Source organism: Nonomuraea sp. NPDC050556, assembly GCF_044457355.1.
Classification (GTDB): Bacteria; Actinomycetota; Actinomycetes; order Streptosporangiales; family Streptosporangiaceae; genus Nonomuraea.
Genome location: NZ_JBITGU010000001.1, coordinates 3,347,182 through 3,367,519 on the forward strand (window position 1 = coordinate 3,347,182; position 20,338 = coordinate 3,367,519).

The 20,338-nt window shown below is 69.8% G+C and carries 19 protein-coding genes; 14 read left to right on the forward strand and 5 right to left on the reverse strand.

The window, feature by feature from the left end; translation table 11 throughout:
* Positions 1–3 precede the first annotated feature (3 nt).
* The 7 genes from ACIBG8_RS15885 to ACIBG8_RS15915 all read left to right on the forward strand — a co-directional run bounded on the left by ACIBG8_RS15885 (position 4) and on the right by ACIBG8_RS15915 (position 7,384).
* Entirely contained in the window at positions 4–1,023 is a 1,020-nt protein-coding gene (locus tag ACIBG8_RS15885; RefSeq protein WP_397343449.1) for an MCE family protein, read from the forward strand.
* Positions 1,020–2,066, forward strand: coding sequence for an MCE family protein (locus ACIBG8_RS15890; protein ID WP_397343450.1), 1,047 nt, complete (start codon positions 1,020–1,022; stop codon positions 2,064–2,066). The genes ACIBG8_RS15885 and ACIBG8_RS15890 overlap by 4 nt, the downstream gene beginning before the upstream one ends.
* Positions 2,066–3,091, forward strand: coding sequence for an MlaD family protein (locus ACIBG8_RS15895; protein ID WP_397343451.1), 1,026 nt, complete (start codon positions 2,066–2,068; stop codon positions 3,089–3,091). The genes ACIBG8_RS15890 and ACIBG8_RS15895 overlap by 1 nt, the downstream gene beginning before the upstream one ends.
* A 211-nt stretch (positions 3,092–3,302) precedes the next feature.
* Entirely contained in the window at positions 3,303–4,322 is a 1,020-nt protein-coding gene (locus tag ACIBG8_RS15900) for an MCE family protein (RefSeq protein WP_397343452.1), read from the forward strand.
* Positions 4,322–5,347: an MCE family protein gene (locus ACIBG8_RS15905; RefSeq protein WP_397343453.1), complete on the forward strand. Its 1,026-nt coding sequence runs from the start codon at positions 4,322–4,324 to the stop codon at positions 5,345–5,347. The genes ACIBG8_RS15900 and ACIBG8_RS15905 overlap by 1 nt, the downstream gene beginning before the upstream one ends.
* Positions 5,344–6,684, forward strand: coding sequence for an MCE family protein (locus ACIBG8_RS15910; protein WP_397343454.1), 1,341 nt, complete (start codon positions 5,344–5,346; stop codon positions 6,682–6,684). The genes ACIBG8_RS15905 and ACIBG8_RS15910 overlap by 4 nt, the downstream gene beginning before the upstream one ends.
* Positions 6,685–6,688: 4 nt before the next feature.
* Positions 6,689–7,384, forward strand: a complete 696-nt coding sequence (locus ACIBG8_RS15915) for a hypothetical protein (protein WP_397343455.1) — start codon at positions 6,689–6,691, stop codon at positions 7,382–7,384.
* A 61-nt stretch (positions 7,385–7,445) separates the two neighbouring features.
* On the opposite strand, the gene ACIBG8_RS15920 is transcribed toward ACIBG8_RS15915, so the two are convergent.
* Both ACIBG8_RS15920 and ACIBG8_RS15925 read right to left on the reverse strand, forming a co-directional pair.
* The gene (locus ACIBG8_RS15920; protein ID WP_397343456.1) at positions 7,446–9,920 is read right to left on the reverse strand and encodes a chitinase C-terminal domain-containing protein; all 2,475 of its coding nucleotides are present in this window, start codon (positions 9,918–9,920) and stop codon (positions 7,446–7,448) included.
* A gap of 99 nt (positions 9,921–10,019) precedes the next feature.
* Positions 10,020–10,679 carry a L,D-transpeptidase family protein gene (locus ACIBG8_RS15925; protein WP_397343457.1) on the reverse strand — a complete coding sequence of 220 codons (660 nt, stop codon included), beginning with the start codon at positions 10,677–10,679 and terminating at the stop codon, positions 10,020–10,022.
* A gap of 61 nt (positions 10,680–10,740) precedes the next feature.
* On the opposite strand from ACIBG8_RS15925, the gene ACIBG8_RS15930 reads away from it, so the two are divergent.
* Both ACIBG8_RS15930 and ACIBG8_RS15935 read left to right on the forward strand, forming a co-directional pair.
* Entirely contained in the window at positions 10,741–11,349 is a 609-nt protein-coding gene (locus ACIBG8_RS15930) for a 4'-phosphopantetheinyl transferase family protein (RefSeq protein WP_397343458.1), read from the forward strand.
* Between the two features lie 4 nt (positions 11,350–11,353).
* Entirely contained in the window at positions 11,354–11,533 is a 180-nt protein-coding gene (locus tag ACIBG8_RS15935; RefSeq protein WP_397343459.1) for a hypothetical protein, read from the forward strand.
* Between the two features lie 109 nt (positions 11,534–11,642).
* On the opposite strand, the gene ACIBG8_RS15940 is transcribed toward ACIBG8_RS15935, so the two are convergent.
* Complete coding sequence (locus tag ACIBG8_RS15940) at positions 11,643–12,572, reverse strand: cation diffusion facilitator family transporter (protein ID WP_397343460.1); 930 nt, start codon at positions 12,570–12,572, stop codon at positions 11,643–11,645.
* Positions 12,573–12,648: 76 nt separating this feature from the next.
* Between ACIBG8_RS15940 and ACIBG8_RS15945 the strand changes: the two genes are divergently transcribed.
* The 4 genes from ACIBG8_RS15945 (at position 12,649) to ACIBG8_RS15960 (ending at position 16,264) form a co-directional block, all read left to right on the forward strand.
* Positions 12,649–13,233, forward strand: coding sequence for a malonic semialdehyde reductase (locus tag ACIBG8_RS15945; RefSeq protein WP_397343461.1), 585 nt, complete (start codon positions 12,649–12,651; stop codon positions 13,231–13,233).
* Positions 13,234–13,248: 15 nt separating this feature from the next.
* Positions 13,249–13,707, forward strand: a complete 459-nt coding sequence (locus tag ACIBG8_RS15950) for a MarR family winged helix-turn-helix transcriptional regulator (RefSeq protein ID WP_397343462.1) — start codon at positions 13,249–13,251, stop codon at positions 13,705–13,707.
* Positions 13,708–14,027: 320 nt separating this feature from the next.
* Positions 14,028–14,675, forward strand: coding sequence for an LppX_LprAFG lipoprotein (locus tag ACIBG8_RS15955; protein WP_397343463.1), 648 nt, complete (start codon positions 14,028–14,030; stop codon positions 14,673–14,675).
* Positions 14,675–16,264, forward strand: a complete 1,590-nt coding sequence (locus ACIBG8_RS15960) for an MFS transporter (RefSeq protein ID WP_397343464.1) — start codon at positions 14,675–14,677, stop codon at positions 16,262–16,264. Before ACIBG8_RS15955 ends, ACIBG8_RS15960 begins: the two co-directional genes overlap by 1 nt.
* On the opposite strand, the gene ACIBG8_RS15965 is transcribed toward ACIBG8_RS15960, so the two are convergent.
* Complete coding sequence (locus tag ACIBG8_RS15965; RefSeq protein WP_397343465.1) at positions 16,235–19,009, reverse strand: BTAD domain-containing putative transcriptional regulator; 2,775 nt, start codon at positions 19,007–19,009, stop codon at positions 16,235–16,237. The genes ACIBG8_RS15960 and ACIBG8_RS15965 overlap by 30 nt on opposite strands.
* Before the next feature lie 98 nt (positions 19,010–19,107).
* Here ACIBG8_RS15965 and ACIBG8_RS15970 point away from each other — a divergent pair, with 98 nt between their 5' ends.
* Positions 19,108–19,398 carry a hypothetical protein gene (locus ACIBG8_RS15970; RefSeq protein ID WP_397343466.1) on the forward strand — a complete coding sequence of 97 codons (291 nt, stop codon included), beginning with the start codon at positions 19,108–19,110 and terminating at the stop codon, positions 19,396–19,398.
* A 7-nt stretch (positions 19,399–19,405) separates the two neighbouring features.
* Here ACIBG8_RS15970 and ACIBG8_RS15975 read toward each other — a convergent pair whose 3' ends face one another.
* Positions 19,406–20,326 carry a DUF5996 family protein gene (locus tag ACIBG8_RS15975; protein WP_397343467.1) on the reverse strand — a complete coding sequence of 307 codons (921 nt, stop codon included), beginning with the start codon at positions 20,324–20,326 and terminating at the stop codon, positions 19,406–19,408.
* Positions 20,327–20,338 lie beyond the last annotated feature (12 nt).

Sequence of the window (20,338 nt, forward strand, 5' to 3'; positions counted from 1 at the left end):
GGCGTGGGACGCGACGGTTTCTCCTTACCCGTACGGCTGGGCATCGCGGTGGCCGTGCTCGTCGTCTTCGCCGGGGCCACGTTCTTCATCGTGCGCAGCGCCTCGCAGATCAGCGGCACCCGCATCATGGCCGTCTTCGACCGCGCGGGCCAGGGACTGGACACCAACTCCCCCGTCAAGATCCGCGGCATCACCGTGGGCGACGTCACCGACGTCTCGCTGAACGCCAAGGGCCAGGCGGTCGTCACCATGCACGTCAGGCCCGAGGTGAAGGTGCCGCAGACCGCCACCGCGGCGGTCGAGCCGACCTCGGTGTTCGGCCCCAAGTTCGTCAACCTGAAGCTCGGCCAGGGCGAGGGCGTCGGCCCCTACCTGGCCAGTGGCGCGGTCATCCTGGACACCGAGGAGCCGCTCGACCTGTCCGACTCGCTGGGCGACCTCTACCGCGGCCTGGACGCAGTCGACCCGAAGGAGGTCACGGTCATCGTCCACACCCTGGCCAAGGGCCTGGACGGCAAGGGCGGCCAGTTGCGCGAGCTCATCGACGACGCGAACACCGTCGTCGGCGTCGCCCACCGCCACCGCAAGGACGCCCAGCAGTTCCTGCACGACACCGCCCTGCTATCCGGCGAAATTTCGGATAAGGGTGATGAGCTCGTCTCCATCTCGGCCGACATCAACACCATCACCCCCGACCTGCTCGAACGCGCCGACAAGGTCAGAGCCCTGCTCAAGGAGATCTCCTCCATCTCCAGGCTCGGCGCGCACGGGCTCAGCAAGCACCGCCAGGACCTGCGCGAGGGCGTGCACTCCGGCGAGCGGGTGGCCTCGCTCATCTACGCCCAGCTCGGCCTGGCCGGGGACGGCGTGCGCGGCCTCACCAAGCTGGTCAACCTGCTCAACGAGCTGATCGAGGCGCAGGGGCCCGGCAACAGCAGGCAGCTCCAGACCGAGTCGTTCGTCGCCACCGACATCTGCGTGCTCATCGTCGGCGCCTGCGGCCCGACCGACGGGAGGCGGTGAGCGTGCGCGGACGCTACTGGACGCTCCTGCGCTTCGGCCTGTTCTTCCTGATCACCGTGTCGATGATCGTGCTGATCGCGGCGCAGGTCGCCAAGGTCAACACCGCGGGCGGCTACCGGCTGGTGGCCACCTTCGACGACGTGTCCGGGCTGCTGGAGGGCGACCAGGTCAAGATCGCCGGAGCTCCCGTCGGCCAGGTGGAGTCCATCAGGGTGGTGGACGGCAGGGCCGAGGTGGCGCTGGAGGTCCACGACGACGTCAAGGTCCCCTCGGACACCGAGGCCGCCGTACGCTGGCGCAACGCGGTCGGCCAGCGCGTCGTCTACCTGATCCCGGGCACCGCGCCGGACAAGCTGGCCGCCGGGGCGCGCATCACCCGCACGGCGTCCGTGGTCGACATCGGCGAGCTGGTCAGCGACCTGGGCCCGCTCACCAGGAGCCTCGACCCCGACCAGATCAACCAGCTGCTCACCGCGGCGGGCAAGTCGCTGCACGGCAACGACAAGAACATCCCGCGCCTGCTCGACAACGTCAACGACATCACCGGCACCGTCAACGAGCGCAAGCAGCTCATCCAGTCGCTGCTCAAGGACTACGCCACCGTCACCGGCGTGGTGGCGAAGCGCGACGACCAGATCGCCGCGCTGGTGGACAACCTGGTGGAGCTGTCGGAGGCGTTCGTGCGCAACCGCAAGCTGGTCGACGACTCGCTGGTGGAGCTGACGACCACGTTCAACACCTCCAACGAGGTGCTCGGCAAGAACGCCGACGAGCTGGGACGGCTGGTCGACCGGCTGGCGCTGCTGACCGGCGGCATCAGGCGCAACGTGGGCAGCATCGAGAAGACGGTCAACACCATGCAGCCGCTGTTCGCCCGCGCCTACTCCAGCGTCAACCGCGGCCACTACTTCATCTCCGCCGTGCCGTGCGTGGCGCTCGGCCCCTCGCCGTGCCCGTACCCGATGACCGCGCCGCCGCCCCTGCGCGAGAGCGTGAAGATCCAGAGCGCCAAGGACCTGCAGAAGCTCATGGTGGGTGACTGATGGCGCTGAAGTCGTTCCGCGACCGCAACAAGATCGTCGTCGGCCTGGTGTCGATGGCGGTGCTCGGTGCGATCCTGGTCGGCACGTTCCTCGTCGGCAACCTGGGGCTGCTGGAGGGCGGCTACTACATGTCCGGCGTCTTCGTCGACTCAGGCGGCCTGCGCACCGGCAACGACGTCCGGGTGGCGGGCGTGCGGGTCGGCAAGGTGACCGAGGTGCGGCCCGACTACGGCCAGGGCAACGTGGTGGTCACCTGGAAGGTCGACGACGACGTACGGCTGGGCCGCGACACCCACGCCGACGTCACCCTGTCGAACCTGCTCGGCGGCCGCTACATCAAGCTGACCGGCCCCGTCTCCGCCCCGTACATCGACCAGCTCCCCGAGGCGCAGCGGCGCATCCCCGTCGACAGGACCGGGGTGCCGACGCTGATCAACGACGCGCTCAAGGACGCCACGCGGCTGGTGAAGAAGCTCGACACCAAGGCCGTGGACAACCTGCTGACCGAGCTCGGCAAGATCGACACGAGCAAGCGGGGGCGCATCACGCGGCTGCTGCAGAACATCGGCGACCTTTCGGACACCATCAGCAAGAGCGAGCCGCAGTTGCAGAAGCTGCTCGACAACGGCACGCGGATCATGGATCTGCTGGAGAAGAAGGACAAGCAGATCACCCGGCTGATCGACGCGCTGGAGATCATGCTGGACGAGCTGCGGTCGCGCAGGGCGGAGCTGCGCAGCCTGCTGGGCTCGGGCAGCGACCTGGTCACCAGCACGACCAAGCTGATCAACGAGCACGAGAAGAACCTGGTGCAGGTGCTCGACGACAACGCGGCGATCACCACGCGGCTGACCGGGAGCAAGAAGGAGTTCAACAACCTGCTCGCGTGGGTCGGGCCGACCTTCTCCGGCCTGGCCACGATGGGCGGCCAGGGGCCGTGGATCGAGGCCATCGCGACCGGGTTGGGCCCGATCAACCCCGAGGTCCTCGCCGCGATCGCCAAGGACAGGAAGAAGGACCGATGACCTCCCCACGGCCCCACCCTTCCGTCTCCGGCGGAAACCCCCCTGTGGAGGAAAACGCCCACGGGGCGGGAAATCCCCACAAGGCGGGAAACTCCCGCACGGCGGGAAACTCCCGCACGGCGGGAAACCCCCGCGGAGCGGACAACCCCCGTAGAGAGGCGAGCCCCCGTGGGGTGGGGAACCTCCATGGGGGTTTGGGTGAGGGGGTTCGATGAGGCGTCTTCTCGCGATGTTGCTGACCGGCGTGCTCGTGGCGGCGTCCGGCGGGTGCACCCTGCTGGGGGCGCAGCCGTACACGGTCGTGGCGATCTTCTCCTCGGCGCCCTCGCTCTACGAGGAGGCGCGGGTGAAGGTGATGGGGCTCGACGCGGGCACCGTCGAGGACATCTCCATCCAGGGCGACAAGGTCAGGGTCACCATGAAGGTGGACCCGCAGATCCCGCTCCCCGCCGACGTCAAAGCCGTCGTAGCGCCGCAGAACACGCTCGGCGAGCGCAACGTCGTGCTCTACCCGCCCTGGAAACCGGGCAACCAGCGGTTCGCAGCAGGCGCGACCATCCCGCTGGAGCGCACCGACCTGCCCGTGGAGATCGACGACGCGCTCGACGCGTTCACCAAGCTCACCGACGCCCTGGACGCCGACAAGATGGGCGACGTCGCGGGCAACCTGGCCGACGGCATCAAGGGCAGGGGCAAGACGATCAACAACGCGATCGCCGACACCGCCAAGCTCACCGACACCCTGGCCAAGCAGGACGACCAGCTCGTCGACCTGGCCAAGGGGCTCAACCGCCTGGCCACCAGCCTCAACAAGCGCCAGGACCAGGTCACCAAGACCATCGACGCCTTCTCCGAGACGAGCGCGATCCTGGCCGAGGAGCGCCAGCGGCTGCGCGGCTTCATCTCCGGCATGGCCGACTTCGTCCGCAGGGGCGACGTGCTCATCGAGGCCTACAGCGAGCGCCTGCCCAGGGCGGCGGGCACGCTGGCCGAGCTCGTCCTGACCGTCCGCGCCAACAGCGACTCGATGGCCAGGGCGGTCAAGGGCGCTGCCGACTTCGCCGACGTGCTGATCGAGGCGTGGGACAAGGAGAACCACCTGCTGAAGATCCGCGTCGTGCTCAACGCCATGACGCGGGCGTGGCTGCAGCCGCTGTTCGACTCGCTCAACCTGGGCAAGGTGCCGTGCCTGCCCGCGGGGCTGAGCAACTGCCAGGGGGGCAAACGCTGATGCGCGCTCTCACCGCGATCCTCGCGCTCCTCATCACCGCCGGCTGCTCGATCCAGACGCTGGGCGCCACGACCGGCGAGCAGACCCTGTCGGCGACGTTCACCGACGTGCAGAGCCTGGTCGTCGGGCACAGCGTGCAGGTCTCGGACGTGCGGATCGGTACGGTCACCGACGTCGCCCTCCAGGGTTACGAGGCCAAGGTCACCATGTCCATCGAGGGGACGCACCAGGTCCCCGAGGGCACCACGGCGACGGTGGCCAAGACCTCGATCCTCGGCGAGAACTACATCCTGCTCACCCCGCCCAAGGGCAAGGACCTGTCGACGGGCCCGTTCATGAAGAACGGCGCGACCATCACCGAGACCAACGTCGAGCCGGACATCGAGCAGGTGACCGCGCAGGCCGGGCCGCTCATCCAGGCGCTCGGCGCGCAGGACGTCAACGCCATCCTCGACGCCGCCTCCACCGCCTTGGGCGGCAAGGGCGACGACCTCAACAAGCTCATCAGGCAGACCGCGCAGGTCACCGACAGCTACGCGGCGGCGCGCGGCGACATCGCCGCCACCATCGACGGCCTGGCCAAGCTGGGCGACGCCCTGGCCAAGGGGAGCAAGGAGCTGGACCGGCTGCCCGGGAACCTGGCCGACGCGACGGCCAGGATCAACCACGGGCGCAAGCACATCAAGGAAGCCATCATCGCGCTGACCGGCCTGGCCAAGGAGGCCAACCTCACGGTCTACCCGCGCCACGCGGCCCGGCTGCGCAAGCTGATGCGCGAGGTCGACGCCATCGCCTCCTCGATGTTGCGCGGCAAGGAGGATCTGAAGACGCTCATCGCCAGGATCCAGGTGTTCATCGACGCGCCACCGATCACGGTCAACGGCCAGGTGCTCATCTACGTCTGGCTGAAGGGCCTGATCCTGCCGAACAAGATGGGCGTCATACCGAACGACCCCAAGATCCAGACCGGGCCGCAGCCCAACCGCAAGGACGACTTCCGTCTGCTGTGGGAGCCGCCGTCGTGAAGAACCGTATCTATCTGAACCTGGGCTTCTTCGTGGCGCTCGGGGTGGTGATGACGATCTGGGCGTTCACCACGATCATCAAGCTCGACGCGGTGACGCAGCCCTACCGGGTCACCGCGGAGTTCGAGTCCTCGCCCGGCCTGATCCGCGGGTTCGACGTGGCCTACCTCGGGGTGCGGGTCGGCAGGATCGGCGACGTGGCGCTGGCCCCCGGCAAGATCGTGGTGGGGCTCGACCTGGACCGGGAGATCAGGCTGCCCAAGGGCAGCACGGCCGAGGTGCGGCGCAAGTCCGCGATCGGCGAGCCGTACGTCGAGCTGTCGCCGCCGAAGGCGGGCGTCGGCGGGCCGTCGCTCGCGGCCGGTGACGTGATCCCGCTGACCAGCACCAGCGTGCCGCTCGACTACAAGAAGCTGTTCGAGGGCGTGGGCAAGCTGCTCAACGCGGTGCCGCCGAAGGACGCCAAGACGATCACCCACGAGCTGTCCGTCGCGCTGGACGGCAGGGCGCCCGCGATCAGGAACATCATCGAGGACTCCCACGACCTGACCGACACCCTCGCAGACAACTCCAAGACGCTGGACGACCTGGCGGTGCAGCTCACCCAGCTCACCCACACGCTGGCCGGGCGCAAGGAGAAGATCGCCCAGACGATCACCGACCTGAGTACGGTCACCGGCACGCTCAGGGCCTCGCGCGCCGACCTCAACGCCTTCCTCGACCAGGGGCCAGGCGTGTTCGCGCAGATCGACACGCTCATCAGGAAGGCCAGGCCGGGCTTCTCGTGCGCGCTGACCGCCGCCGGGCTGCCGCACACGCCGGTCTTCTCCGACACGACCTCGCAGAACGTGCACCGCCTGCTCACCACACTGCCGACCGCGCTGAGCCTGGCGGACGACATCAGCGACGTGCGCGACGGCACGACCTACGGCAGGAACATGTTCATCTTCAGCGTGCCCGGCGGGCCCAAGCCCGCGCTGGAGTACAGCGAGCCGCTGGGACCGCCCACGGTGCCCGCCCTGCGCTGGTGCCCCAAGACGAAGGTCACCGACGTCAAGGTGGACCCGTACGCGGACGACGGGCCCCATCCCGCGGCGGTCGCCGACAGGGACGACCCGACGGCGTCGGCCGAGCCCGAGGCCAAGGCGAAGGCGTCCGGCCTGCCCGAGGAGGACTCGAGCGAGGCATCCACCGCCGAGGCCAAGACCGTCTCCTCGCCCACCCCGCTGAACACCACCCCGCTCGTTGTGGCGATTTTCCTCGCAGTCGTGGCGAGTGGTGGCATCTTGGGCTGGATCGCCGTGGGCAGGGCCAGCCGCCGTCGCGAAACGGAGTGAACGCATGACCACCAAGCACGAAGAGACCGCCGCAGCCGAGGAGACCGTCGAGGAAGCCGCCGTTGACGAGATCGTTGACGAGGCCGATGACGAGGCCGTTGACGGGGAGCCCAAGGGCAAGCGGAGGTCGTGGCGCGGTGCGGTGCTCGGGGCTGTGGCGGGGCTCCTGGTCGCTTCGCTGGCGGCCAGCACGTGGCTGTGGATCAGGGCGGACGGCGAGGCCGGGCGGCTGGGCGCGGAGCGGGCGCTGCGGGTGGAGGTGGCGGGGGCGGCGAGCTCGTTCGGCCGGTCGCTGCTGAGCTACGACTACCAGGACCTGCAGACGACCAGGTCCACCCTGATGGCGCAGGCGACGGGCGACTTCCTGGCCACCTACGACGAGGCGTTCGGCGGCGTGATGGAGCAGGTGATCATCAAGCTGCAGGCGGTGTCGCAGGCGAACGTGCGCGAGGTGTACCTGTCGGACGTGGACGAGGGGTCGGCGCACGCGATCGTGGTGGTGGACCAGCAGGTCAAGACCAAGGAGGCGATCAAGACGGTGCGCGACTCGCACCTGAAGATCTCCCTGGTCAAGGAGAAGGGCGCCTGGAAGATCAACGAGGTGACCGTGCTCGGGGCGGCGAAGGAGCAGGAGACCACCCTCGACGGCAACCCCCTCCCGACCGCGACACCCACCCCCACTCCTACGAAGAAGAAGTAGGGCGCCCCTACGCGACGCCAAGGGCGCGGCCCCCCAAGGGAGCCACGCCCTCTTTACGGCGCTACAGGCGTAGCCACAGGGCGGGGACGTTCGAGGGTTCCCAGCCCACCTGCGCGGTGTGCGGCTGACGGCATTCGTACGACACGTTCTGGTAGGTGACCCTGGTGCCGGTCGTGTAGGCGGTGCCCGCCTTCCACGCCGGATACTGGCCCGTCGGGGTCACGGTCGGCGTGGGGGTGACGGTGGGGGTCACCGTCGGCGTGGCCGTGGGGGTGGCCGTGGGCGTGCTGCCCGAGCAGGCGCCCTTGTCGAGCCACACGTCGTTGGTGCCCGGCTCGTTGTTCTGCGTCCACCACCTGGCCTCCCACGTGTGCCCCTTGTGCGACACCCGCTGCCCGCCCGTGTACACCTTGGCCGCGTCCCACGCCGCGTCCGTGCAGGTCCCGCCGGTGGGCGTGACGGTCGGCGACGGCGAGGGCGTCACGACGGAACCGCCGCGCGCCTGGTCCTGCAGCACGCCGTACGTCTTGCCGCCGAAGGTCACCGTGTAGTTGTCCGGCCCGGGAGCGGGCAGGTAGTAGACGTAGTCCATGGTCACCGACGCGCCGGGCGCGAGCGTCTGCCAGGCGGGCAGCTTCACCGACACCCGGTTGTAGTCGCCCTTCAGCCCGCCGATGTTGTTGGCGCCCGAGTGCTCGCTGCTGATCACCCTGAGCCCGAACCCGGACTGGTCCTTGGCGTTGTTCGGCGACGAGCTCGCGTAGTCCCACTGGAACTCCGTGCCGCCGGGCAGCGTCACCGAGGACTTGTTGGTGATCTTGAGCTTGGGGCTGATCGGGTAGTTGCTGTCCCCGACGGGGAACTGCCCTGCCTCGAAGGTCACGTCGATCTTCTCGGCGGGGATCGCCGTCTTGGCCCTGGTCGCGGTGTACGGCGAGGCCGTCTTGAGCGTGTCGTCGAGCAGCGTGGTGAGCGTTTCGCCCATGAAGTACTCGCTGCCGTTCCACTTGTAGTCGCCGGCCAGCTCCCAGATCATCACGCCGCCCAGGCCCTTGTCCCTGACGTACTCGGCCTTGGTACGCAGCGACTGCTCGTCCTCGGTCGACAGGAAGACCTTCTTGGTGCTGTTCCACAGCCACGGCGCGACCAGCGTCGAGTCGTAGGAGCGCCCGTAGGTGCCGGTGACGCCCTCGGTCACGCCGTACATGCTGAGGTAGGACCCGGCGATGCCGCGTTCGAGGTTCTTGGCGTGCCACATCGGGTTGGACCCGGCGCCGACCTCCTTGCCGTTCTCCTTGTCGTGCCAGATGTTGTCGATGCCGGTGGCGCCGTCGCCGCAGGTGGTCAGCCCGATCGGGCAGCTCGTCCCGACCGACTTGCCCCACAGGCCGTTGGTGCCGCCGGTGACGTTCTTCCAGCCGCGCGTGTAGTACGGCACGCCCATGTTGATCCGGCCGGGCGGCAGGGTGCCGCGGAAGTAGTGGTAGGCCCAGTCGGTGTTGAGGTAGCCGATGCCGCCGTACTGCGCGGTGGTGTAGACGCCCCACTTGGCCAGCTCGGCGTCCTTGCCGTCGTCGTAGAGCGCCGCGTTGGGCCCGACGAACTCGTTCCAGGCGCCGTGCAGGTCGTAGGACATGATGTTGACGAAGTCGAGGTACTGCGAGACCTGGAAGGTCTCCATGCCGCGCAGCAGGTACCCGGAGGCGGGCACGGCAGCGGTCAGCTGGTAGTACTTGCCGTCGGCGGCCGAGGCCTTGTCCAGGCGGTCGCGCAGCGTCTTCATCAGCGCCGCGTAGCCCTGCATGAGCTTGGCGCGGCGGGAGTTGGCCGTCGTCCAGTCGAGCGGGTGCCCGGCGTCCTTCATCGAGGTGGGGTACTCGTAGTCGACGTCGACCCCGTTGAAGCCGTATTTCCTGATGAACGACACGGCGGAGTCGGCGAAGGTGTCGATCGCGGCCTGGCTGTCGGTCATCGTGTAGAAGCCGCCGGAGGCGACCCTGTTGCCCGCGTCGTCGAAGTAGCCGCCGGTTTCCGCCCAGCCGCCGACGCTGATCAGCGTCTTGACGTTGGGGTTGGCCTTCTTCAGCGTGGTCAGCGCGTTGAAGTGCCCCTTGTACGGCAGGGCCGGGTCGAGTCCCGGCAGGTCCATCCCGATGGCGGGGTTGTCCGGCGTGTCGCCGCCGACGGAAAGCTTGTTGTCCGGCCCGACGTGGGCGAAGGCGTAGTTGATGTGGGTGATCTTCGACCAGGGGATGTTCTGCGCCAGATAGGCGGGCTGGCCGTTCTTGCCGTGCCGCCATCCGGTGAAGTAGCCGATGACCCGGCGCGGATGCTGCGCGCCCATGGTCTCCCTGCCCTGGTCGTCGTAGGCCAGGCAGTACGGCACCGCGACGCCTGGCGTGCGGTAGAGCCCGTCTGGGCGGCAGGTTTCCTGGTCGACAGCTGCTGTGGCCGTGGCCGCGGCCGTGAGTCCGGCCGCGAGCAGGGCCAACGCCGCTGCCGCTGCGGATAAGGCAAGACGCGCTTGGTTGGGCATGATTTCGCCATCCTGGGGGGTGGTGGGCGCTCTTGGCGCGAACGTAAGTTCTCCGACCAGGCCCGTCAATGCTTTCTTTTAGGAAAGTTTCCAAATAGTTCAGTAGATCCAGATCTCGGCGCCGCGGTGCAGCCAGCCGGTGCGCCACAGATGGTCCATGGCGGTGTTGGTGACCCGGATGCACCCGTGCGAGGCCGCGTAGGGCGGCACGGACGGCGAGCCGTGCACGGCGATGCCGCCGACCACGTACTTCGGCCGGTACAGCGTGCCGAGCGGCGCGTGGTGCCAGCCGTCGATCTCGCGGTAGACGCTGAAGGTGCCGGTGGGCGTGGTGGCGCGCTTGCCGCCGCCGTAATAGGCGCCGTTCCCCGTCGAGACGTTGATCGCCTCGTCCACCTGGCCGTCCCTGGTGAGCAGCATGAGCTGCCTGCGCAGGTCGATCTGCACCACCCGGCCCTCGGTGAACTGCGCGAGGGGCTCGACGCCGTCCCTGAGCGCCCGGCGGGTCTTCTGGCCGACGGAGCCGGTGCGGCGGATCCCGGCGATCTTCTGGAGCGCGTAGACGGCCTGGACGGTCTGCGTGCCGTACACGCCGGAGCGTCCGCCGACGAAGTAGCCCAGCTCGGACAGCCGCTTCTGCAGCGCGACGACCCTGCTCCCGGTGTCGCCGGGCCCCAGCGCGGACGCGGCCTGCGCCACCCCGGCCCCGGCCGTCAGGAAGGCGCACGTGAGCAACGCGCCCAACAGAACTTTCCGCATGATCCTGGACATGCCCCGCCAAGATCGACGATCAGCTCTGACAACGCTCTAATCTAGGCAAATGCATGAACCCGTGGTGATGGCTGGACGGCCGGGCGAGGTGCCGGGCGCGGTGGAGTGGCTGACCGATGTCGAGCGGGAGCGGGCGGCCCGATTCGTCCGCGAGCTGGACCGCCGGGCGTTCGTCGCCGCGCACCTGCTCGTGCGGCTGTGCGCGTCCGAGCTGCTCGGCATCGACCCGGCCAAGCTCACCCTGCTGCAGGTATGCGACGTGCACGGGCCTGGGCACGGCAAGCCGTACCTGCGTGACCATCCGGACCTGGGGGTGAGCCTCAGCCACACGCGCGACTACGTGTGCGCCGGGGCGGGGGACGGGCGGGTCGGGGTGGACGCCGAGCACATCCCCGAGGGGCCGATGGACGAGTCGCTGGCCCACCAGATCCTCAGCGCCGCCGAGCGGGAGACGATCCAGGGCAACGGCGAGGTGATCCGGCAGTGGGTGCGCAAGGAGGCGCTGATCAAGCGCGGGGAGCTCACCTTGGACACCATGAACCACACGACTACCGACTGGTCCCGCTATCACCTGCTGGAGTGGCAGGACGGGCCCGTCCTGGTGACGGCAATCACGGACGCCCCGGCGCGGAGGGCGGCGATTCCGCGGATACCCTGAAAGGGTGTTCTACAAGAAATCCCTCGAGGAGCGCATCGCCGACCGGCAGGCCCAGCGCAGGCCGCTGGAGGAGGGCAAGACGTTCGAGCACGCACCGGCGAAGTTCGTCTTCATCTCGCTGATCGTGATCGTGGTCATCATGCACATCGTCGGCATCGCCATCGTCATGGCCCTCGACACCTGACCCGACCTCTTTTCGAAGAGTGCCGCCCTTCTGAGGGGTGCTGCTCTCTTTTCGGGTGTGGCCCTCCTGGGGTGCGGCTTCTTTTGGGGGTACGGCTGCGCCAGGGGACCTAGCTCGTGCGGCGGGTGGGGGTGGGGTCGAGGAAGACCTGGGTGATGCCGGGGAACTTGGCGCGCAGGCGCTGGTCGAGCTGGTCGCAGGCGATCTCCAGGCCCGCCCCCGTAGCCTGGTCCCTGAAGTCGATCTTGGCGGCGACCATCAGCTGCCCCGGGCCCATGATCATGGTGAGGAGCTCCACCACCCCCTCCACCAGCGGATCGTCCAGCAGAGTGGCCTTGATCTCGGCCTCCACCGTGCGCGGCGCCGCCTGACCGATCAGCAGCGACACGTTCGAGCTGATCAACGTCAGCGCCACCCCCAGCAGCAACACCCCGATCGCCACGGAAGCCAGCCCGTCCCACAGCGCCGACCCGGACAGCTGCGACCCCAGCAACCCCAGCGCCGCGATCACCAGCCCCGCCAGCGCCGCCGAGTCCTCGAACATGACCGCCTTCAAAGCGGTGTCCGAGGTGCGCCTGACCAGACGCAACGGGCTGGTCCCCCAGCGCCGCGCCTCGCCGCGCAACTGGGACAGGCCCTTGAGGAACGAGATCCCCTCGATCACGAACGACACGGCCAGCACGACGTAGCTGAGCGTGAGGTCGGAGAGGTCCTCGCCGTTCAGGACGGTGTGGATGCCGTGCGTGATCGAGAACCCGGCGCCACCCACCAGCGTGGCGCCCGCCGCCATCAGCGCCCAGAAGAACCCGGCCTTGCCGTACCCGAAGGGGTGACGCTGGTCGGCGGGCTTGCCGCCGCGCCGCAGCGCCACCAGCAGCAGGACCTCGGTGACCGTGTCGGCCAGCGAGTGCGCCGCCTCGGACAGCATGGCGGCCGACCCGCCGACGAGCCCGGCGACCAGCTTGGCCGCCGCGATGGCCAGGTTCGCCGCACCGGCCACCAGGACGGTCGCCGTGCTCTCCCCAGAGTTCTCCCCCATGGATGATCACTCTACGTGGTCGGAATAGTTGAAAGTTCATCTATGTTGAAGGAGGAGACGAAGAAAGGACCCCGCCATGATGTTGTCCGCAGACGCCCAGAACCTCCTGTTCCGCGACGCCCGCACCGCCAACGCGTTCACCTCTGAGCCGGTCACGGACGAGCAGATGCGAGACATCTACGACCTCGTCAAATACGCTCCCACGGCGATGAACCAGCAGCCGCTGCGCATCGTCCTGGTGCGCTCGCCCGAGGCCCGCGAGCGCCTGGTCGCGCACATGAACGACGGCAACAAGGCCAAGACAGCCGCCGCTCCCCTGGTCGCCGTCCTCGCCGCCGACCTGGACTTCCACCACGAACTGCCCAAGGTGTTCCCGATCCGTCCGGGCGCCAGGGAGGCTTTCGCCGGCAACGAGTCCGGGCGTGTCGCGTCGGCCGTGTTCAACGCGACGCTGCAGGTGGGGTACTTCATCCTCGGCGTGCGGGCGGCCGGTCTCGCGGCCGGGCCGATGACCGGATTCGACAGGGACGAGCTGAGCAAGGAGTTCTTCCCGGACGGTGACCACACCGTGCTGGCGGTCGTGAACCTCGGCAAACCCGTCGATCAGGGCTTCGACCGGCTGCCGCGTCTGACGTATGACGAAGTCGTTACCGCGGCCTGAGGTAGATTTGAGATCATGAGCACGACCCGCTGGCTGACCCAGACCGAACAGCGGGCCTGGCGTGCCCACCTGGCGCTGCACAAGCTCCTGGCGCACCGCCTCGACCGCGAGCTGCAGGAACACGGCCTGTCGCTGAACGACTACGAGATCCTCGTCAACCTGTCCGAGAGCCCGGGGCATCGGATGCGGATGAGCGACCTCGCCGACGCGACGATCCAGTCGCGCAGCCGGCTGTCCCATCAGATCTCCCGCATGGAGGCCGCAGGGCTGGTGACCAGGGAGAACTGTAAGGATGACAGGCGGGGGACCTTCGCCGTCCTCACGGAGGAGGGGTGGGCCACGATCCAGCGGGTCGCTCCGGCGCACGTGGACGGGGTGCGCGAGCACTTCGTCGACCGGCTGACGGACGACCAGCTGGACGCGCTCGAGACCGCCTACGCGCCGATCATCGAACACCTCAAGACCCTCCGCTGACCCTCGGGCGCGTTGGGCTCTCACCGTCCGTGATCCTTCAGAAACACGAGGGTCTCGTGAGGGGCTGAGGGCTATTGGATGGCCGGGCTCCCCGAGGGCTGGGGCCTTTTGAATGCCCGCTCCTCTGAGCGCGCGGCCCCTGGGGGCGCGGGTGTCTGAGGGGCCGAAGCCCTCTCGCGGGTCGGTGGTTCTAAAGGACCCAAGCCCCTGAAGGTCCTGAGCCCTCTACGGGGGGTGGGGCCCTGAGGGTCAGGGGCTGAGGCGAAACCGATATCGCCGACGCCTCACAGTCGTTCCCAGCCGCTCGCTACGATCCGCACATGCTGAAAAAGCTGCTGCTCGTCCTAGCGCTGGCGCTGATGTCCGCCTGCTCGTCCGGGGGCGGCGCCGCCCCCCTGCCCTCCGGCCCTGACCTCGTCAAGAAGACGGCCGAGGCGATGAAGACGGTCAAGACCGCCGCGTTCTCCATCACCACCGACGGCAAGCCCAAGGTCGTGGTGCGCAAGGCCGACGGCAAGCTCACCAGCACCGGCGACGCCGAGGGAACGATCACCGTCGACCTCGGCGGCCTCCAGGAGCTCCAGTTCGTCCTGCTCGGCGACACCGTCCACTACAAGGGCCCGACCGGCGGCTTCAAGACGATGACCAGGCAGCAGCTCGCCATGTTCTACGACCCGTCGGTGATCCTCGACCCAGCCAAGGGCATCGCCCAGCTCCTCACCACCGCCACCGACCCGCGCGTCGAGGCCGAGGAGGGCGGCGCCTACAAGATGGGCCTCACGTTCAACGGCCAGACCCTCGCCACCATGGTCCCCGGCGTCTCCCAGGGCGTCACCGGCACCGTCTGGGTGGACAAGGCGACCAGCAGGCTCACCAAGGTCAACCTGCCCCTCCAGGACGGCTCCGTGACGGTGGCCTTCAGCGACTACGACGCGGAAGTGAAGATCACCCCGCCGCCGGCCGGCTGATGCGCCGCCGCAGCGCCCTGGCGGTCGGGTGGATCGTCGTCCTGCTCGCCGCGCTCGACGCGTACGTCGTGGTGACCGTACTCATCGACATCGCCGACGACCTGGACATCCCGCTCAACCACCTGGAGCGGGCGACCCCTGTGGTCACGGGGTTCCTGCTGGGGTACATCGCCGCGATGCCGCTGCTCGGCCAGCTTTCCGACCGGTACGGCAGGCGCCTGATGATCCAGCTCTGCCTCCTGGCGTTCGCCGTGGGCTCGGCGCTGACGGCGCTGGCGGTCTCGCTGCCCATGGTCGTGGCGGGCCGTACGCTGCAGGGCGTCGCGGGCGGGGCGCTGCTGCCGATCACCATGGCGCTCGCGGGCGACCTGTGGGACGAGCGGGAGCGGCCGGTCGCCCTGGGCGCGGTGGGCGCGGCGCAGGAGCTCGGCAGCGCGCTCGGGCCGCTGTACGGGGGCGTCGTGGCGCTGATGCCCGCGGTGTCCTTCCTGGGTCTGGAGCTCGGCGGCTGGCACGCCATCTTCTGGATCAACCTCCCCCTGACGCTGGCCGTCGCCGTGGCCGTCCACTTCGCCATCCCACCGGACGGCAAGACCCGAGCGGTCGAAGGCCCAACAGATGACGGAAGCGGTCCGGCGGCGGGGCGGCCCGTCCGCAGGCCTGTGCGGGTGGACGGGGTGGGTGGGGCGTTGCTCGCCCTGGCGCTGGCGCTGCTGGTCGTGGGGTTCTACAACCCCGACCCGGCCAACGCCGTCCTCCCGCCCTGGGGCCTGCCTGTCATCGCGGCCGGTGTGCTCGTCGGCGCCGTGTTCGTGTGGTGGGAGATCCGTTCCCCCGTAAGGCTGCTCGACCTCACCGGCACCCGCAAGGGCCCGCTGCTCACCACGCTGGCCGTCAGCTTCCTCACCGGCGCCGCGCTCCTGGTCACCATGGTCTTCGTCCAGTTCGCCGCCCAGACGCTGCTCGACCTGGAACCGCTGCCCGCCTCCCTGCTCCTGGCCCGCTTCCTCATCGCCCTGCCCATAGGCGCGGTGCTCGGCGGCTGGCTGGCGCGCAGGCTCGGCGACGCCGTGGTCACCGCGGGCGGCCTGGCCGTGGCGGCGGTCGGCTACTTCCTGATGAGCCGCTGGCCGCTCGACCTCGCGGCCGCCGGGCTCATCGTCGACCTCGACCTCGTCGTGGCCGGACTGGGCCTCGGCGTGGTCATCGCGCCGATCGCCGCCGCCGTGCTCAGGGTGACGACGCCCGGCCAGCACGGCGTGGCCTCGGCCGCCGTGGTCGTGTCCAGGATGATGGGCATGCTCATCGGCATCGCCGGGGTGTCCGCGTGGGGCTTCGCCCGGTTCCAGTCGCTGACCAGGCACCTGGACACCCCGATGCCGTTCGGCGTGGACCCGCCGGTCTACGCCGGGCAGCTCGCCGAGTACGCGGCGAAGGTGAAGGCGGCGCTGCACGTCGAGTACACGGAGATGTTCCTCGTCACTGCCGTGTTGTGCGTGGCCGGCGCGGTGCTCGCCGCCTTCATGCCCCGCTCGGCCGACGCCGCCCTCGCGCCTCGCTCAGCCGGCGCCGTCGAGGACCGCGCGTAGCTCGTCCGCCTCGGGCACGCCCAGCTCCCGGTAGAGCTCCAGCGCCAGCCGCCCGTGCTCGCCGGCCTGCTCGGTGTGGCCGAGCGCCAGGTGAGCGCGCGCCAGGCCGTCGTGGGCGCGGGCCTGCTCCGGCCGGTTGCGCGCGGTGTCGGCGAGCGCGAGCGCCGCTGTGTGCTCCGTGATGGCCTGCGCGTGGTCACCGGCCGCCTCGGCGAGCCCGTTGAGCGCGGTCGCCTCGTCCGTGGCGTTGCCGAGCTCGCGGTAGAGCGCGGCGGCCTGCTCGTGGCGGGCGCGGGCCTGGTCCAGCTGGCCCTGGTGCCTGAGCACGACGCCGAGGTGGTTGAGCACCAGCGCCTCACCGGCCGGATGCCGGATCTTGCGGTGCAGCGCCAGCGCCAGGTCGAGGTGGCGGCGCGCCTCCTCGGGGCGTCCCGCCCGGTCCAGGAGGAGGGCGAGGATGCCGAGGACCCGCGCCTCGCCCCAGGTGTCCGCGCCGATGCGGGTGAGGTCGAGCGCGCGCTTGAGGTGCTTCTCCGCCTCCGCGTCGCGCCTGCGGCGCTGGGCCACGTTCCCCAGGGTGAGCAGGGCGCGCGCCTGCTCGGCCGGTTCCTTGGCGACGTCGAGCGCCCGGGTCGCGTGGTCCTCGGCCCGCTCGTACTCGCCGAGCCGCCAGAAGGTCCAGGCGAGGTCGGTGAGCGCCCTGGCCTGGACGGTCTGGTCACCGTTCTTGAGGCTGCGCTGGAGCGCCAGCGTGTGCAGGGTGACGGCGTCGGCGTGATGCGCCTGCTGGTCGAGGTACGGGCTCATCGGCAGGGCCAGGTGGCCCAGGCACACCTCGGGCCCGTGAACGGCGGTCACGATGATGTTGGAGCGTTCTGCGTCGAGCCAGGAGAGCGCCTCCTCCGCGTCGCGCAGCGGCTCGATCGGGACGACCGGCTGGGGGATGCCCTCCCGCTGCGGGATGGTGTGCGGGAAGAGCGTGTCCATCGCCGCGCGCGAGCGGTCCCGGTAGTAGGCGAGCAGCCGCAGCAGGGCCCACTCGTCCTCGGCCAGCGCGATGGAGCGGGCGTGCTCGCGCAGCAGGTCGTGGAAGGTGTACCTGCCCGGTTCGTGCTGCAGAAGCATGTGGGCGTCGAGGAGGCCTTCGAGGAGCTCCTCCGCCTCGTCCTCGGTCGTCTCGGCCATGGCGGCCGCGCCGTACGGGTCGATGTCGCGGCCGGGCACCAGCCCGAGCAGGCGGAACATGCGCTGCTCGTCGGGGGTCAGCTGCTCGTAGGAGACGGCGAAGGCGGCGGACACGCCGTCCAGCACCCGGCGCTGGTCGCGCAGCCGTCCGGCCAGGTAGGCGACGGTCCACTTCGGGCGGTGCTGGAGCCGCGCCGCCGAGAGGCGGATGGCCAGCGGCAGGTGCCCGCAGAGCTGCAGGACCTCGCGCACGGCCTCAGGCTCCTCCTTGGCCCGCTCGCCCACGATGCGCTCGAACAGCGCGACCGCGTCCGCCTCCTCCAGGACCTCGACGGACAGGGCGCGGGCGCCGTCCAGGCCCACGAGCCGCCGCCTGCTGGTGATGATGACGAGGCTGCCGGGCGCCGCGGCCAGCAGGGGCCGCACCTGGTTGGTGTCCAGGGCGTTGTCGAGTACGGCCAGCACCCGGCGTCCGGCCAGCTCGGACCGCCACAGGGCGCTCCGGTCGGCGGCGGAGACCGGGATGAGGTCGGCGGGCACGCCGAGCTGGCGGAGGAGGACCTCCAGCGCGGCCGCGTGCTCGACCGGCTCCCGCCCGGCCGTGTGGGCCTGCAGGTCGAGGAAGAGCCGCCCGTCGGGGAAGCGGTCGGCCAGCCGGTAGGCGACGTGGACGGCGAGCGCGGTCTTGCCGATCCCGGCCATGCCGTCGATCGTGACGACGGCGCCGCCCGCCTCGTTCGCCAGCCGCTCCAGCTCGGCGGTGCGGCCGGAGAAGTCCGGGATGTCGTAGGGCAGGAAGGAGCGGCGCGGGGCGGCCGCTGGCGGCTCCTCCGCCTGGACCGGCTGCTCCGCCAGGATCAGCGCCGCGTCGTCGGCCAGGACGGCCCGCTCCAGCTCGGTGAACGCGTGCCCGGGGTCCAGGCCCTGCTCGTCGGCGAGAGCCGTACGGTAGGCGCGCGCAGCCGCCAGCGCGTCGGCCTGACGCCCCGCCCGGTGCAGGGCCAGGACCAGGTGGCCGTTGAGGCGCTCGCGGATCGGGTTGGCCGCGACCTGCGCGGCGAGCTCGTCGAGCACGTCGTCGTGGCGTCCAGCGGCCAGTTCCGCCTCGATCAGGCGCTCGTAGGCCGACAGGCGGCGGTCGTTCCAGAGGTCGCGGACCGCGGCGACGTAGTTGGCGCTCATGTCCTCCAGGGGCTCGCCACCCCACAGGTCCAGGGCCTTGCGCAGCTCGCCCGCCGCCACCAGGTCGGTGAACTCCTGGGTGTCCACCTGGCCTGGACCGGGCAGCGCGGAGTAGCCGCCGGCCCGCCGTACGAGAAGCTCGTCGGCCCCGGCGGCGCGCAGCACCTTGCGCAGCGCGGTGATCGAGGCGTGGATCTGCGACCTGGCGGTGTCCGGCTGGTCGTATCCCCACATGGCGTCGATCAGGCGCTCGATGCTGATGACGCGACCCGCGTTGAGCAGCAGGTAGGCCAGGACGGCCCGGTGACGTGGGGCGATACCCGCCAGGGGCGCGCCGTCGACCATCACCTGGACGGGGCCGAGAAGGGTGAATCGCACTTGTGTCTCCCAACCGTGGGCGCATCGTTCGCGCATCGCGAATGTATCAATTCGGGCGACGACTCTGGTCTCACACCAAACGTGAGGGAGAACCCGACATGACCGCCGTCCGCGCGCACCACTACTCCGTCGCCGAGTCCGACCTCGAGGAGTTCTACGCCCGCCGTACCTCGCTGATCGCGACCGTCAGGGAGACCTTCCCCGGGTTCGCCTCGGCCCGGCTGATCCAGCTGGAGGACGGCACGTTCAGCGACACCTGGTCCTGGGAGTCCGCGGGGCAGATGGTCGCCGCGCTCGCGGCCATCGCCACCGTGCCCGAGGCCCCCCTGACCATGGCGCTCCTCAAGGACGCCACGGCTCTGAACGGCGAGGTCGTCGACGAGCGATGAGCCGTACTCAAGCCTCGTAGGGGTCGGTGACCCCTGCGGGGCTGGCCAGCCGTACGGCGTCGCACCCGGTCAGCCGCGCGCCGGCGGCGTAGGCGCTGTCCAGGAAACCCAGCACGGTCGCGACCGGGTCGTCCGCCGCCCGCACGTCGTCGTAACGCAGCACGGCCAGGTGGCTGCCGCGCGAGGGCAGCCACGCCGCCCAGTCGGGCCACAGCGGCTCCTTTTCCAACCCGGCCGGTTCGGGCGCGGTGTAGGAGTAGAAGGCGGGCCAGGGCCGCTCCTCGTCGCCGAACCAGAACCCGGCGCTGATCACCTCCCAGCTGTAGGCCTCCCTGGTCACCGGGTCGACCTCGGGCTTCGCGCCGACCACCCGGCCGGTGAAGCGGGTGACCGCGAGGTCGAAGGTGTGCCAGAAGTGGTGGACCGGGCTGGTCTTGCCGCAGAAGTCGGCCGCGTACCGCTCCAGCACCAGCGCCACCTGCGACAGGATCTGCCAGTAGCGGGTGATGAGCGCCGGGTCGTAGGCGGCGTGCCCGGTGTCCTCGGCGAACGGGATCGTGTCGCCCAGGTCGAACGGCACCGCGTTGATCTCCGCCGCGATGCCCAGCCCGGCCAGCGCGGCGAAGAAGTCGGCGTGGAAGGAGGCGACGGACTGGCCGATCAGCGGGATCTCCGCCTGGCGGCCGTCCAGCCGGTCGACGATCAGGCGGTGCCGCACCAGGTCGAAGTCGACGCAGAACGCGTCGCCGGGCGTGCCGGTCGGCCTGGTGGTCAGCCCCCTCCCGGTGAGGTGGAAGGGGACGTTCCACCAGTGGTTGCGCCGGACACTCGTGGCGAGGCGCACCTTGCCGACGATCTGGCAGAACCGGTGGAACGTCTCCTTCGTCGCGATCCACTCGTCATAGGGCATCGCTGGGAACAGGTCCATGCACCGATCGTA